The sequence below is a fragment of the Streptomyces sp. 891-h genome (genome assembly GCF_022760275.1).
Taxonomy (GTDB): domain Bacteria; phylum Actinomycetota; class Actinomycetes; order Streptomycetales; family Streptomycetaceae; genus Streptomyces; species Streptomyces spirodelae.
The window spans coordinates 812,896-827,454 of the sequence record NZ_CP050693.1; the positions used below are offsets into that span (position 1 = coordinate 812,896).

The 14,559-nt window shown below is 70.3% G+C and carries 15 protein-coding genes; 11 read left to right on the forward strand and 4 right to left on the reverse strand.

The genetic code is table 11. From position 1 onward, the window contains the following. Positions 1–122: 122 nt before the first annotated feature. A complete protein-coding gene (locus HC362_RS03615) occupies positions 123–821 on the reverse strand; it encodes a type 1 glutamine amidotransferase domain-containing protein (RefSeq protein WP_243082313.1) in 699 nt (232 codons plus the stop codon). 252 nt (positions 822–1,073) lie between these two features. Here HC362_RS03615 and HC362_RS03620 point away from each other — a divergent pair, with 252 nt between their 5' ends. The 7 genes from HC362_RS03620 (at position 1,074) to HC362_RS03650 (ending at position 6,670) form a co-directional block, all read left to right on the forward strand. Beyond that, positions 1,074–1,958 (forward strand): helix-turn-helix transcriptional regulator, encoded by an 885-nt coding sequence (locus HC362_RS03620; protein WP_243082314.1) that lies wholly within the window; start codon positions 1,074–1,076, stop codon positions 1,956–1,958. Positions 1,959–2,116: 158 nt separating this feature from the next. Next, on the forward strand, positions 2,117–2,686 hold the full coding sequence (locus HC362_RS03625; RefSeq protein ID WP_243082315.1) for a TetR/AcrR family transcriptional regulator: 570 nt from the start codon (positions 2,117–2,119) through the stop codon (positions 2,684–2,686). A 359-nt stretch (positions 2,687–3,045) separates the two neighbouring features. Continuing rightward, positions 3,046–3,798: an MFS transporter gene (locus tag HC362_RS03630; RefSeq protein WP_243082316.1), complete on the forward strand. Its 753-nt coding sequence runs from the start codon at positions 3,046–3,048 to the stop codon at positions 3,796–3,798. Next, positions 3,771–4,340 (forward strand): MFS transporter, encoded by a 570-nt coding sequence (locus tag HC362_RS03635; RefSeq protein WP_243082317.1) that lies wholly within the window; start codon positions 3,771–3,773, stop codon positions 4,338–4,340. The genes HC362_RS03630 and HC362_RS03635 overlap by 28 nt, the downstream gene beginning before the upstream one ends. After that, positions 4,340–4,756, forward strand: a complete 417-nt coding sequence (locus tag HC362_RS03640; RefSeq protein WP_243082318.1) for a Dabb family protein — start codon at positions 4,340–4,342, stop codon at positions 4,754–4,756. Before HC362_RS03635 ends, HC362_RS03640 begins: the two co-directional genes overlap by 1 nt. Positions 4,757–5,259: 503 nt before the next feature. After that, entirely contained in the window at positions 5,260–5,652 is a 393-nt protein-coding gene (locus tag HC362_RS03645; RefSeq protein ID WP_243082319.1) for a peptidase inhibitor family I36 protein, read from the forward strand. A 109-nt stretch (positions 5,653–5,761) separates the two neighbouring features. Then, positions 5,762–6,670, forward strand: a complete 909-nt coding sequence (locus tag HC362_RS03650; RefSeq protein ID WP_243082320.1) for a hypothetical protein — start codon at positions 5,762–5,764, stop codon at positions 6,668–6,670. Between the two features lie 81 nt (positions 6,671–6,751). Here HC362_RS03650 and HC362_RS03655 read toward each other — a convergent pair whose 3' ends face one another. Together HC362_RS03655 and HC362_RS03660 are read right to left on the reverse strand one after the other, a co-directional pair. After that, the gene (locus HC362_RS03655) at positions 6,752–7,780 is read right to left on the reverse strand and encodes a sigma-70 family RNA polymerase sigma factor (RefSeq protein ID WP_243082321.1); all 1,029 of its coding nucleotides are present in this window, start codon (positions 7,778–7,780) and stop codon (positions 6,752–6,754) included. A 306-nt stretch (positions 7,781–8,086) separates the two neighbouring features. Continuing rightward, positions 8,087–8,560, reverse strand: coding sequence for a carboxymuconolactone decarboxylase family protein (locus tag HC362_RS03660; protein ID WP_209267693.1), 474 nt, complete (start codon positions 8,558–8,560; stop codon positions 8,087–8,089). A 221-nt stretch (positions 8,561–8,781) separates the two neighbouring features. On the opposite strand from HC362_RS03660, the gene HC362_RS03665 reads away from it, so the two are divergent. From HC362_RS03665 to HC362_RS03675, 3 genes are all read left to right on the forward strand, one after another. Then, positions 8,782–9,933, forward strand: coding sequence for a sensor histidine kinase (locus tag HC362_RS03665; RefSeq protein ID WP_243082322.1), 1,152 nt, complete (start codon positions 8,782–8,784; stop codon positions 9,931–9,933). Continuing rightward, positions 9,930–10,592, forward strand: a complete 663-nt coding sequence (locus tag HC362_RS03670) for a response regulator transcription factor (protein ID WP_243082323.1) — start codon at positions 9,930–9,932, stop codon at positions 10,590–10,592. Before HC362_RS03665 ends, HC362_RS03670 begins: the two co-directional genes overlap by 4 nt. Before the next feature lie 281 nt (positions 10,593–10,873). Beyond that, the gene (locus HC362_RS03675) at positions 10,874–11,650 is read left to right on the forward strand and encodes a trypsin-like serine protease (RefSeq protein WP_279240172.1); all 777 of its coding nucleotides are present in this window, start codon (positions 10,874–10,876) and stop codon (positions 11,648–11,650) included. A gap of 233 nt (positions 11,651–11,883) precedes the next feature. Here HC362_RS03675 and HC362_RS03680 read toward each other — a convergent pair whose 3' ends face one another. Next, positions 11,884–12,525, reverse strand: coding sequence for a hypothetical protein (locus HC362_RS03680; protein ID WP_243082325.1), 642 nt, complete (start codon positions 12,523–12,525; stop codon positions 11,884–11,886). A 165-nt stretch (positions 12,526–12,690) separates the two neighbouring features. On the opposite strand from HC362_RS03680, the gene HC362_RS03685 reads away from it, so the two are divergent. After that, positions 12,691–14,499 (forward strand): sigma-70 family RNA polymerase sigma factor, encoded by a 1,809-nt coding sequence (locus tag HC362_RS03685; protein ID WP_243082326.1) that lies wholly within the window; start codon positions 12,691–12,693, stop codon positions 14,497–14,499. Positions 14,500–14,559: the final 60 nt, after the last annotated feature.

Sequence of the window (14,559 nt, forward strand, 5' to 3'; positions counted from 1 at the left end):
GTCGTCGGGCGGGATTGACTCCGTGGAACTTCTGGGGTGCGCCGTATGGCTGGTACACCGGGGGCACGAAGGATGGCCCCTCGCACGGGCGAAGGGCCGCTCCTCGTGCGCCGGGTGGTGTGTCAGCGCAGCGCGGCGACCATGTCCTCGGCCAGCCTGGTGCTGGAGGCGGGGTTCTGGCCGGTGAAGAGGTTGCCGTCGATGATGTTGTGCTGCTGGTACGCCGCCCCTTCGATGTGGTCCGCGCCCAGCCCCCGCAGACGGGAGGCGAGCAGCCACGGAGCGCCCTCGGCGGTGCCGAACAGCTGCTCCTCCTCGTCGGTGAACGCCGTCATCCTGCGGCCCGCGAACAGCCAGTTGCCGTCCTCGTCCTCGGCGCTCAGCAGCGCGGCCGGGCCGTGGCAGACCGCCCCGATGGGCTTGCCGTCCTTGTCCGCCTTCGCCAGCAGACGGCCCAGATCGGCGTCCTGGAAGAGGTCGACGACCGGGCCGTGGCCACCCGGCAGCACCACCGCGACGTAGTCGTCGACGTCGATCTCGTCGAGCTTCAGCAGCGGGCCGAACTCCTTCAGCGCTCTTCGGGCGTGTGCGACGTATTGACCGCACTCCTCCCCCGCGACCGCCGGGTCGGCGCTGTGCTCGTCCAGGGGCTGGAGGATCCCGCCCGGAGAAGCGAAGTCGACCGTGTAACCGGCGTCCACGAATTTCTCGTGCGGAGCGGCCAGTTCCTCCGCCCAGTAACCCGTCGGGTACTTCGATCCGTCGGTGCGTTCCCACACGCCGGCAGCCGACATGACGATGAGAACCTTGCCCTTGCTCATACGAGCTCCTCTTCCGTGAAACCGTCCGGAGCAAATGACGGCTTGCTCCGGAAAACCGTCGGTCAGGCATTACGCGATTACGGCAGAGGACATGAGTGCGGCCTCTGTCACTCGCCCTGAGGACGTACATTCAGCATGGCCCGCCACCGGCCTCCGTGGACGCCCATAGCAGGCCCTGCGCGACAGCGGACCCGGCAGCCTAGGACTGAGAGAGCCACGCGGGAATCACCGACCTCCGCGATACTGCTCGGCATGGCCGACAACAACCTTGAGCTGGGAAACTTTCTGCGGAAGGCGCGCAGTCAAGTCGATCCCGAGCAGGCCGGTCTTCCGCCGGACAGCCGTACGCGGCGCGTTCCGGGCCTGCGCCGTGAAGAGGTCGCCCGCCTGGCGGGGGTGTCGACCGACTACTACGCCCGGCTCGAACAAGGGCGCCCGATCTCCCCTTCTCCCGGTGTCGTGGACGCGCTCTGCCGCGCCCTGGGTCTCGACGAGGCGGGACGCACCTACCTGCACACCCTCATAGGAGCGACGGCCGCCCCGTCACGGCGTCGCAGCCGAAGCGTCCAAAGACTCCGCCCCGGTCTCCATCAACTCATCGACGCATTCGACGGTGAACCGGTGCTGGTCCTCGGCCGCCGCAGCGACGTCCTGGCGGCCACCCGGATGGCCAAGGCGCTGTTCACCGACTTCGACCAGCTGCCCGTCCGCCACCGTAACTACGCACGCTGGATGTTCCTCAGCGAGGAACCCCGGTCCTTGTTCATCGACTGGGAGGACCAGGCACGGGCGGCGGTGGAAAGCCTGCGTCTGGAGGCGGGACGGGACCCGGACGATCGGGCCACGAACGAGCTCATCGAAGAGCTGCGCGGAAAGAGCGCCGAATTCAATCACTGGTGGGAAAAGCACCGGGTCCATCAGCGTACCCACGGCTCCAAACGCCTCCACCACGCCCTGATCGGTGAACTGACAGTGGAGTACGAGACGCTGACCCTGCCGGGCGACCCCGACACCACCCTCTTCATCTACACGGCGGAACCCGGCTCGTCGTCCGGACAAGCACTCGACCTCCTGGCCATGTGGACCCTCACCGGCACCGGAGCACCCCGGCCCGGCACAGCACACGAACACGACTGACACGGGTCTTCGCCCCGTATCTGGCGACCCCCGCCCACCCGACAGCACTCCGGTCACCTTCTGCTACCGCCGGCTCACCGGCCCACTCCCCCGCTCCGCTCCGCCGCGGCACTCGAAGGCGCATTGACAGCTCGGGGAGTGAGTGGTTTATTACTCACATGCCGAAACCCGCCTCACAACGACAGCTCTCGACCGCCGACGAACGGCGGAGGACGGTCCTCCAGACCGCGGTCAGCGCGTTCGCGGACCGTGGTTACTTCGGTACCACGACCACGGACGTGGCGAAGCGGGCCGGCATCTCGCAGGCGTACGTCTACCGGCTCTTCCCCGACAAGGAGGCGCTGTTCGTGGCGGTGGTGGAGCACTGCTTCGCGCGGGTCCGCGAGAGCCTGGGCGACGGGGCCGCGGCGGCGACGGGGAGTTCCGCTCAGGAGGTCCTGGACGCGATGGGGAACGCGTACGCCGAACTCATCTCGGACCGCGACCTGCTGCTGCTCCAGCTCCACGCGCAGTGCGCGGCCGCCGCCGAACCGGCCGTCCGTGAGGTGGTGCGCAGCGGTTACGCGCGTCTGGTCGAGTACGTACGGGGGGTCTCCGGCGCACCGGAGTCCGACGTCCAGCAGTTCTTCGCCGTGGGCATGCTGTGCCATCTCGTGGTCGCCCTCGATGCCCACGAGATGGACGCCCCGTGGGCCCGGACGCTGTCCGACGGGCTTCGGCACTACTGAGCCGGAGCCGATCGCCACAGGGAGGGGGTGATCTCGTGCACCGCACCGTCGCGGCCCGTTGGGCCGCACTCGTTCCGCTGGCCGTCTTGGACGCAGCGCTGTTCGCGCTGTGGCGCTGAGCGGCGCGCCGCGATCTCCGGCGGCTCATTTTTTTGCCACGAGAGTGAGTGGTTAACCACACTATGATCGATGATCGAGGAGAACCGACATGCCATCCACCACCACACCCGACCCCGCGTCGGGCGCGGAACGGCTCGCCTGGAAGGCCACGTTGGCCGTGCTGCTGCTCGCGCTGGTCTTCATGGTCACGCTCTGGGACTGACCGTCGGCGGGTCGTTCCAGCGAAAAGGGACGCGGCCATGACCCTCACCACGACACAGCCCGCCCTGGCGCCGCAGGCGCCACCGACGCGCGCGGCCCGCGCCGCCGTCCTGGCCTCGGCCACGCTGACCCTCATGGCCGCGGCGATCATCGCGCCCGGACTGCCCGCGATGAGCGAGGAGTTCGCCGAAGCGCCCGGCGGAGGGCTTCTCGTCCGCTTCGTCCTGACCATCACCTCGCTCGCCATCGCCGTCAGCGCGCCGGTGTCCGGACTGATCGCCGACCGCGTCGGACGACGTTCGCTACTGGTGTCCGGTCTCGTGCTGTACGCCGCCAGTGGCACGGCGGGATTCTTCGCCACCGACCTGTATGTACTGCTCGCCACCCGGGCGCTGCTCGGCGTCGCGGTGGGCGGGATCATGACGGCGGTCAGCGCGACCATCACCGACTGGTTCGAGGGGGCGCGCCGGGCCTCGTTCCTCGGTTTGCAGCAGGCGTTCGCGAGCCTGGGCGGGGTCGTCTTCCTGCCGCTGGGCGGGGTGTTGGCCGGGGCCGACTGGCGTGCGCCGTTCTGGCTGTACGCCGTATCGGGTGCCGTCGCCGTCCTGGCGTTCGTCGCGCTGCGGGAGGGGCCGCGGGGCGGGGGCGGCACGGGCCCCTCGGCCGGGGAGACCCCGCTGCGGAGGGGCCCCCGCAGCGCAGCGGGACGGGCCGCATCGCCGGCGTGTACCTGCTGGCGCTCGTCGCGACGCTCGCGTTCTACATGGGGCCCACCCAACTGCCGTTCCTGATCCGGGATTTCGGCGGCGGGCCCGGCGTCGCCGGGGCGGTGATCGCCGGGAGCACGGTGTCCGGGACGTTCGGCGCGCTGGCCTTCCCGTACCTGCGATGGCGGCTGGCCACCACCGCGATCACCGCCGTCGGCATCGCGCTGCTCGGCACCGGCTGGCTGCTGGTCGGGACGGCCGGCACGGTCGTCCAAGTCCTGGCCGGGATGCTCGTCGGCGGTACGGGGGTCGGGCTCGTCGTACCCAACCTCAACCTACGCCTGAGCGAACTCGCCCCCGGCGGGCGGCGGGGACGAGTCCTCAGCGGGCTCGTCACGGGAATCTTCCTCGGACAGTTCCTCTCGCCCCTCGCCCTCCAGCCCCTCATCCACGCGGCCGGCCTAGCGGCCGCGTTCACGTGGACGGGAGGGGTGATGGGAGCCGGGGCAGCCCTGATCGGCCTCACGGCCGGTCTGGCCCGCCAAGCCCCGCGTGTCCGCGACAGGTCCCACCACACTCCGACCACATCCATCACAGAAATGAACTCCGGAAAGGGAGCCTCCTGATGATTCACCACTGCATCCGCTTCACCATCAAGCCCGGCACGACACCGGCCCAGCTCGACGAGGCCCTCGGCAGTCTGCGCAACCAGGGCGAAGTCATCCCCTCCGTACGCTCCTTCCTCGTCGGCCGGGACCACGGTGGCGAGTACGAGTGGGGCGCCACGTTCGAGATAGCCGACCTCGACGGCTACTGGGAGTACCTCATCCACCCCGCCCACCGCCGTACCGACGAGATCGGGCTGCCGCTGGTCGACAAGTTCGTGTCCTTCGACCTCACGGACGACCCGGACCCCGAGACCGGCAAGAAGATCGCCGACCTCCACCAGCGCCGCTACGACGCCGACCCCGGCCTCACCGAACTCGTCTCCAACCTCAACCAGTACGAAGGCAGCGCCGCCCCCGGCCCCCACGCCGCCTGACACCCCTCCGGGAGGCGGGGTACGGCGGCCCGGCACCGCCGTACCCCGCCTCCCGGCGTCTCCACCGCTTCAGGGGACTCTTGCGTCAGGGCCTGTGGTTCCCCTCCCCTTGGTGCTCAGCTTCCGCGCCAGGCCGGAACCGTGTCGGACACCGGTGGGGGCGCAACCGGGCAAGGACAGGAGCGCAAGTCCGGCCGTGGCTCGTACCCCCCCCCGGATCACACGCCGAGGCCGCCCCTCCCGCTGCGCACATCGTCCCCCGCGCTGTCCGCGAGACCACAGCCAGCCGAGACGGACGGTGCGGCGTCCACCTCGACACCCTCGCCGTCGCGCTCCGCGGAGCGGCCCGAGTCTGCGAAGGCGAACGATCGAAAACGTGTACACCTAACCGCGCCAGGTGCTTTACTTCGCTCTCGTGACGAGCAGTTGCGCCGCAACTAGCGGCGGAGTGGCCGCTGTTGCGTCATTCAAGTCTCTCCTGCAAACAGAAGAAGGATTCCAACGTGAAGCTTAGGATCGGCGGACTGTTCGGCGCGCTGTCCCTGGGTGCCGTGGCCGTACTGGGTTCGGGTTCCACCGCGCAGGCTCAACAGTCCGACGTGGAACTCCAGCGGCTGCACTGCACGAACTGGACGTTCTGCCTGTTCGAACACGACGACTACCGCGGCAGCAGCGCCCGCATCTTCCTTGAGCACGTCCCCAATCTGGGGTCCTCGGACTACAGGTTCGACAACAAGGCGAGCTCCATGTCGAACAACACGGGCTACAAGGTGACGCTGTACCAGTACAAGAACTACGGCGGCACCCGCTACGTCGCCAGGAAGCAGAGCGAGGACAAGGACTTCACCAACAACAACTTCGACAACAAGGCCAGTTCCGTGAAGTTCCAGTTCTAGGAGCGCGTTCCAGGAGAGTTCGTTCCTGAGCTCGTCGGACGTGATCACGGAGGAGGGCGCGGCCCGGGGCGTCACCCGCGCCGCGTTCTCTTCCCGCTGGAGGTCAACCGTGTCGCTGTTTTCCAGGGCAGTCACCGCGCTGGTGGTGCTGTGCCTCGTCAGCGGGTGCGCCGCTGAGGCGGACCCCGCAGAGAGCTCGAAGCACACCGCTACGGGCGGACCGACCGCCCCCGTGCCACCGCCGGGCAAGGAGGCCGTGTCGATCAGGGTGCCGCTGGACGACTACGACCCCTCACCCGCCGAGCTGGAAGTCATCGACGCCGCCGAGGACGTTCTGACCCGTGCGTGCATGCGGCGTCAGGGCCTGTCCTGGAAGCTGCTGCCGAGAGCCGCGGCGCGGGACGCCGAGCCGCGCAATCGACGCCGCTACGGGGTCGTGGAGCCGGGGATCGCCCAGGTGTACGGCTACCATCTGCCCGCCGACCGGCCCACTGTCGCACGACGGGCGGTGGCCGAGGCGAAGCGCCGAAAGGCGCTCGACGAGGCGGAGAAGAAGGCCGCCTACGGTCCGGAGGGGCGGCCGGGCAAGACCACCGGCGGCTGCCTGAAGAAGGCCGAGGAGAGGCTGCTCGAAGACGTCCCCGACGCCGACTTCGACCTGCTGGACGACACCATCGGCGCGACCTACGAGCAGTCCATGAAGGACCGGTCGGTGGTGCGGGTCTTCCGCGCCTGGAGTGTCTGCATGAAGCGGGCCGGCTACCACTACGCCGATCCGATGCAGGCCCTCGCTGACGAGCGCTGGCTGAAAGGCTCCAAAGTCTCGAAGGCGGAGATCCGGCAGGCCAGTACGGACGTGCGCTGCAAGAAGAGCACCGACCTTGTACCCGTCTGGAACGCGGCGGAGAACCGCATCCAGCGCGCGGCGGTCAAGAAGCACTCGGCCGCCTTCACACAGCTGCGGCGAGCACAGCACGCGTGGATGACCGCCGCACATCAGGTGCTGGACAAGAGCTGAGACGGCCCCGGCCTCGGGCATCGACGACTCGCTGCCGGGCAGGTTCGTGTGAAACTGCGGCAGCTCACTCGCCGCGAGCGCCTACGCGTCGATGCGAGCGGGCAGGTTGAAGAGTGGGAACAGGCGATCCGTGTCGCGGAAGACGCTGATGTCCGTGATCTGGTCGCCGGAGATGTCGATGACCTGCAGCCCCCAGGGCTCGAACCCCGCGCCATGAGCGCTGGGCCGGTACTGGCCGAACGCGGGTGAGCCGTTCGCCAGGGTGGGAACCAGCCGTGACCCCCGGCAGCCGACGGCAGGTCCGGTCAGCCACGCCTGGATGTCGGAGACGCCTCGCATCCATACGGCGTACGGCGGCAGCGACATCGTGGCGTCCACGTGGAGCAGCATGCTCAGCTCCGCCATGTCGAAGCTGGCGAAGGCCGCGGCGTAACGCCTGGCCAGGGCCTGCTGGAGGCTGCTGGGCGCCCGTACCGCCGTGTCGTCGGTGGCCGCTTCGCGCCGGGCGGCCAGGGTGGCACGGGCGCGCTGGAGAGCGCTGTTGACGGAGGCGACGGTGCATCCGTGCAGGTCCGCGATCTCGCGTGCCGAGAAGTCCATGACCTCCCGTAGCAGGAGAGTCGCGCGCTGCTTGGACGGTAGGTGCTGCAGCGCGGCGACGAACGCCAGGCGCACCGACTCGGCGGCCTCGGTCGCTTCGGCAGGGTTGTCAGTCGTACGGGTCGGAGCAGTCGGAAACGGTTCGATCCACACGTCGGCGTCCAGCGCGGTACCTGGCGAAGTGGCGCCGCTGGTCGGGCCGGAGAGGTCCATCGGCAGTGCCCGGCGCTTGCCTGCGGCGAGTGCGTCGAGGCAGACGTTGGTGGCGATGCGGTAGACCCAGGAGCGGAGCGACGACCGTTCCTCGAACCGGTCGAGTCCGCGCCAAGCTCGGACCATGGTCTCCTGAACGGCGTCTTCCGCTTCGAAGACCGATCCCAGCATCCGGTAGCAGTAGCCGGTGAGCTCGGCCCGGTGCGTCTCCAGCCGGGCTGCCCCCGCTTCGCCTCCGGGCCTGGCGGCGCCCACTTCGTCTCGGGGCCTGACAGCGCCCACTTGCAGACCGTTCATCCCCGCCCCCTGACACCCACGACCCGCAGGACGTGCGCTGGGCACGGAGCCCTGTCCACGCGCCTGCACCTGCCGGTAGCTCTGCTGACTTCGTCCGCAGAGCCGCACTCCTGTGCGGGAAGGATAACTTCCGCAGCCGTGCACCCCAGGTGGCCCGCCCCCCACACACGGCGACACCGCGCCCGCGGAGCGGCCGGCGGTCGGCGCTCGGCGGCCTCCGGCCTCCGGCCTCGTCGGAGACGCCCCCTGTTACGCCCCGACGACGGCCGGCCCCACCTCACCGCACGCCCCAGCCAGGGGAACCGGTCAGCCGAACTGCCCGGGCTGGTAGTCGCCGGCAGGCATCTGGAGCATGACGTTCCCTCGGTTGAAGGCGTTGATGATGGTGATGACGCCCACCAGCGCGCCCAGCTGGTCCTCGTCGTAGTGCTTGGCCGCGTTCTCCCAGACCTCGTCGGGGACGCCTCCGGCCGCGTCGGCGATCCGGGTGGCCTCCTCCGTCAGCTCCAGCGCCGCACGCTCCGCCTCGGTGAAGACCGTGGCCTCCCGCCAGGCAGCGACCAGGTTGAGGCGCTCGGCGGACTCTCCGGCGTGCACCGCGTCCTTGAAGTGCATGTCGGTGCAGAATCCGCAGCCGTTGATCTGGCTGGCGCGGAGCTTCACCAGTTCCTGCGTCGAGGCGGGCAGAGTCGACTCCTCGAGCACCTTGCCCGCGGCGATGACGTGCTTGAAGACCTTGCCGAGGACCGGGTTGGTGAACGGGTTCAGACGGGGTTCCATGATGCGCTCCCTTGCGGTGTCCGACGCTTACACCCCTTCGACGGGCCCGGCCCCTCCCGTTGTGACATCCACTCGCCGTGACGTACGTCACTCCACCTGCGCGCTGCCGCACGGCTGCTTTCGGTGGCGTAGCCGGACACACCGCTACCGCCCCGGCGGTAGTCGGTTGTTGGTCCGCGGGCAGGAGTCGCCGGCGGCGGCATCCGGCTAGGGTGCGGCGCATGAGCACAGGACGGTCCGGGTTCCGCGCCGGCGTCAGAGACCGGCTTCGGGCCGGTGCCGGGGACTGGGTGATCGCCGTCGGCGTGGCGGGAGCGCTGTTGTCCACCGGGCTGTCCGGGCGGCACTCCGACGCGGGTCCCGCTCCGCTGGGTTACGCGCTGCTGACGGCGGGCGGCCTGGCGCTGGCCGCCCGCCGCCGGGCTCCGGTCCCGGTCCTGGCCGTCACCGGGCTGTGCGCGGTGGGCTATCAGGCGGCCGGTTACGACGTGCCTGCCGTGGCGTACCTGTTCGCGGTGTACACGACCGTACGGGCGGGACACCGCACCCTCACCGTGGTGGCGAGCGTGGTGATGCTCGCCGCCCTGCCCGTCGCCGCCCTCGTCTCCGGGCTGCACGACACCGGGGAGGCGTTCGCGCAGGCCCGCGGCGCCCTCGAGGTGGCATGGCTGATCGCGGCCGGCGCCGCGGGTGAGGCGCTCCGGCAGGCGGAGCGGCGCGCCGACGAGGCGGAGCGCACCCGGGAGGAGACCGCGCGGCGCCGCGCCGACGAGGAACGGCTGCACATCGCGCGGGAGCTGCACGACTCCCTCACCCACCAGATCTCGATCATCAAGGTGCAGGCGGAGGTGGCCGTCCATGTGGCCCGCAGGCGTGGCGAGCAGCTACCGGAGGCGCTGTTGGCGATCCAGGAGGCCGGGCGTGAGGCGACGAGGGAGCTGCGTGCGACTCTTGAGGCGCTGCGCGACGACGACACGGCTCCGCCGCGCGGCCTCGACCACGTTCCGGAGCTGGTGGAACGGGCCCGGAGTATCGGGCTGGACGCGACCTTGACCGTCGAGGGGCAGCCGGGCGACGTTCCGGTCGCAGTGGAGCGGACGGTCTACCGGATCGTCCAGGAGTCGCTCACCAACATCGCCCGGCATGCCGCCGCCGACAGCGCTTCGGTCCGTATCGACTGCCGTCCTGACGCGCTGCGGATACGTATCGACGACGACGGCAAGGCCACGCCGGACGCCGCTCCGGTGCCCGGTGTCGGGCTGCTCGGGATGCGGGAACGCGTCACGGCGCTGGGCGGCAGGCTGCGGGCCGAGCCGCGCGGCGAGGGAGGTTTCACCGTGCGGGCCGAACTCCCCGTGGAGCAGACATCATGATCCGGGTCCTGTTGGTCGACGATCAGCGGCTGCTGCGCAGTGGCTTCCGCGCGCTGCTCGACATGGAGGACGACATCGAGGTGGTGGCCGAGGCCGGCGACGGTGCCGAGGGTCTGGCGCTGGCCACGGAACATCTGCCGGATGTCGCGCTGGTGGACATCCGGATGCCGGTCGTCGACGGTATCGAGGTGACCCGGCGCATCGCCGCGGATCCGGCGCTGGCCGGTGTGCATGTCGTCATTCTGACCAACTACGGCTTCGACGAGTACGTTTTCGACGCGCTGCGTGCCGGTGCCGCGGGGTTCCTCGTGAAGGACATCGTTCCCGAGGATTTCCTGCATGCGGTACGCGTCGCCGCGCGTGGGGACGCGCTGCTCGCACCGTCGATCACCCGCAAGCTGATCAGCCGCTATGTCGCCCGGCCGCTCCGCGCGGACGCGGCCAAGGGGCTGGAGGAGCTGACCAACCGGGAGCGCGAGGCGGTGGCGCTGGTCGCGCAGGGCCTGTCCAACGACGAGGTCGCCGACCGCATGGTGATCAGTCCGCTGACCGCGAAGACCCATGTCAACCGGGCCATGACCAAGCTACACGCCCGCGATCGCGCCCAACTCGTCGTCCTCGCCTACGAGTCGGGTCTGGTGGAACCGCCGGACCGCTGACCGTCCCGGGGGGCGGCCACCTTCTGCCCTGCCGTCTCTTTCCGCGCGAGAAAGGAAAGGTGACGCCACTGAAGGCGCGCGGCCCGAGGCAACGGCGGGCCGTCGGATGCGAATTCGGGCTCCTCTCCATAATCCCGTGTTATGGGGAAAATGCTATTACCCGAATCTCCTGGATTCCGGAAACCTGGTACTTCCCTGGACGCCACGCGCGCTGTGTCGCGCGTCTTCGGAAACGAGGAATCTTGCGAATCACCAGGTTACTCCCCACACTCATAGCCGCGTTGCTGGCGGCTCTCGTGCTGAGCAGCACCGCGGCGGCCGGGAGCCGCTCCTCGGCAGCGGGTTCGGCTTCCGGTACCGGTACCGGTACCGGTGCCGGTGCCGGTGCCGGTGCCGGTGGCACGTCCGTCGCCGTCACAGCCGTCCAGCACGCTCCAGACGGTGATCAGCAGCCCATCATCGGCGGGGGTTACGCGCAGAGCGGCCCCTGGGCGGCCCGGCTGTTCTCCGGCGGAAGACAGACGTGCAGCTCGACCATCATCGCCCCCACCTGGATTCTCACCGCAAAGCACTGTGTGAGCGGCGGTCAGCTCTCCTTCCGGATCGGCAGCCTCGACCAGACGAGCGGTGGCACCACCGCCTACGGCACGCAGGTCCACACCCACCCGTCGGCGGATCTGGCCCTGGTGCGCCTCGACCGGTCCGTCTCGACGACCTACTCCTCCCTCGGCCGGCCGGGTTCGGTGTCGGTCGGCCAGACCGTGCAGGTGTACGGCTGGGGCGCGACATCCCGCTGCGGTCAGGAGATCAACTGCCAGTCGCGCTACCTGAAGTACGCGAACGTCATCGTGACCGGCGGCTGCCGGGACGCCTACAACGGCTCCGCGATCTGCGCGCGGCGCGGTGACGGCATCACCGCCGGAGGCGACTCGGGCGGCCCCATGATGGCGAACGGCGTCCAGGTCGGCGTGGCGTCGACCAGTGACCGGCAGACCACCACGGCCTACACCAACGTCACCCGGTACCGCTCCTGGATCCAGTCGGTCGCGGGCGTATGAACCGGACCGGACCGGACCGGACGGAAAACCGCGCGGCCGGTCCCCTCACCACCGCCCCCACCCGTAACTCCCGTATGCAGCCGGTGGGTTACGACGCGCGCGGGTACGAATGATTCCCGCTCAAAGGCCTGCACAGGCAGGTAGCTGCCGCATACCGTGAGAGGCAGCCGCACCGGCATCGGTTCGCCCGTGTGAACCGATGCCGGTGTGCCTGCTTGCCCGGCCGCGGCCGGTCAGCGGCTGGTACGGCGGCCGGTGCTGCGGCCGCGACGGACGCGGGTGGAGGAGGTGGGCCGGGTGCCGGTCGGTGCGAAGATGTCGAGAACTCCCTGATCCGCTTCGAGAACCACCCGCAGCAAGGCGGCGCCTCGTTCAGGATCGTCACTGTCGAGCAGCGCCTCGAACTGCCGGAGACTGCCCCGCAGCGCTGTGGCGGCCTCCGCGTAGGCGGCGGCGACCCGGACCACCACCGCCGCCGCCACAAGCGCCTGGCCGCACAACAGGCCCGCCGCACCCCAGTATCCGGCCAGGACGGTGGTGAGAACGGTGCACATGGCGGCGGTCCTCCTGGACAGACAGGGAGCTGAGAGCCGGGTCGGCCCTCCGGCCCTGACGTGGTCCTCCAGCGTCCGGAGGTGGTTGGCGAGCAGACGGCGGCACAGCGCCACGTCACGGGTCACGCCGCCACCGGCGCGTACGCCCCTCAGAAACCGGAGCGGAAGGGCGCGTGCCTGGCGGCGGAACAGCATTCTCTGCGCGGTCTGCCACAGCAGCCCCGGCAGGACCACGGTGAGGGCCGCCGCCGCCACAGCTGCTGGACCGCACCGGGTCAGCAGCTCCAACAGGGTGGTAGGAGAGAGCGGGAAGGGTGCCACGGGAGCCTCCTGGACAGCCGGGATCGGCTTACGGAGGCCCGGCGCACGAAGGCCGGGGCTTTCCCGGAGTCGGGCGGAAATTCGTCGAAGATTTTTCGGCGGCCGCCCTACGGTTCGGTATCCAGGGCTGTCCGACGACCGCCCGGGGGCTCGGAGGGCCGGTGGATGACGGACCATGGCCCTTCCCCACGGCCGCAGGCCGACGACGCGGAACTGCTGGCGCGCGTACACCGGCCCAGCACCCCGGCGGAGCGGACAGACGCCTTGGAGGCGATCGCCGACCGGCACTATCAGGACGTGCTGCTGTATCTGACACGGCGGGTGCGGGACGCCGATGTGGCGATGGAGCTGACCCAGCAGACGTTCGCGGACGCCATCGCCGTACTGCTGTCCGATGACGCGGAGGCGCAGCCGCGTGCCGATCGGCTCGGGGCCTGGCTCACCGGGATCGCCGGGAACCGACTGCGCCGGCACTTCACGAACCGCAGCCGACTGGCCGAGCGGAGCAGGTCACTGGGCCAGGACGAGTCCATGGACGACCATCCGCTCGAGGACCCCGACCGGCCGCGTCCGGCAGACGATCCGGTCCGCCTCTTCCAGGCCCGCCGCGTCATCGGGGAGGTGGCGGCCACCCTGTCTCCGCAGGACCGCTCCTTGTACCAGTGGTACTTCCAGGAGCAACTCACACCCGCTGAGATCGTCACGCGGATGGCGGCGGTGTCCGGCGCCCGGGCAGGTACGGCCAAGAGTCCGGCCGACGGCGACACGGGAGCCGCCGAATCGGCGCCGACCAAGACCGAGGGCCGGCTGCGGCGCCGCGTACCGAGCCCGAAGACGATCAACAACCGGGCCACCGCGCTCAAGACAGTTCTCGCCGAGGGCTTCCACGCCTATCTGCTCGTCCAGAACGACCGCACGCTGTGTGCCCTGCTCGACGGCATCGTCGCGGCACATCCCCCCGGCTTCAGCGCGCCACTGCGCGACCACGTCGTCAAGCACACGTACAACTGCGCTCAATGCGGGCGATGTGCCTGCTGCCGGGGATGCGGGGTCAGGAAGCCGGAGCGGATCACCAGCGGCTGCACGGCCTCCGCCGACTGCCGCGCCTGCGAGATCTGCCGACGGGAGAGCACCGCGCTGAAGGCCGGGTGGGCGCCCGCACTCGTACTCGCCCTCTACCTCAGGCCCGTCCGTGACGCCATCAGCGACGTCATCGACGGTACGGCACCGGTGGGGCACGACACCGGGCACCGGGACGGGCCGCCGGACCGGCCCCGGCCCCGAGGGCGTCGCGGCCGCATCCTCGCGGGAGCCGCCGCGGCCGTCCTCGTCGGGGCGGCCGGGGGCGCGGCCGGCCATCTGCTCGCCGGGCCCGCGGACGAACGGGGCCCGGCCTCCGGCGCCGGCGGCACCCGGACGGTCACGGTCGTGCCGGTCGGAGCCCAGGGTGCTCCCCGCCCCGGCTACACCGTGGAGTCGGAGCCGGGGTCTTCTGTCCAGAGCTGCTCCGCCTCCGCCTTCGCCGTCGACCGCGACATCGTCTCCTGCTCACCGAACGCCCTGACCGCGCAGGCGTGCTGGATCGAGACGGACCGCACCAAGGTGCTCTGCGGCTCCCCGAAGGGCAAGCGGCTGCGCGAGTACCGTTCCGACTCCGCCCTCCCACGGACCGCGCCCAAGCCACGAGACCAGGTCGTTCCCTGGGCCGTCGAGCTGACCGACGGCAGACTGTGCACCCCTCGGTGGGGAGGCCCTCCGGCGACGCTCCCCGACGACCTCACCCACCGGTACACCTGCCCGGCCTCCGACGGATCACCCGCGGGGCTGCTCGTCGAGGACGGGGACGCGCCCCTGCTGGACAAGACCTCACCGCGCTGGAAGGTCCGCGTCGTGGAACGCGCGGACGACAGCGCCGGTTTCTCCCGGCCCCGACTGCGTCAGGTGGCCGCCGTCTACTTCGCCGGCCGGCCTTGAGGCCGGCCAGTGGACGACACCGGACGCCCACGGTTCACCGCCGGCGCGCCGCCGCAGCCG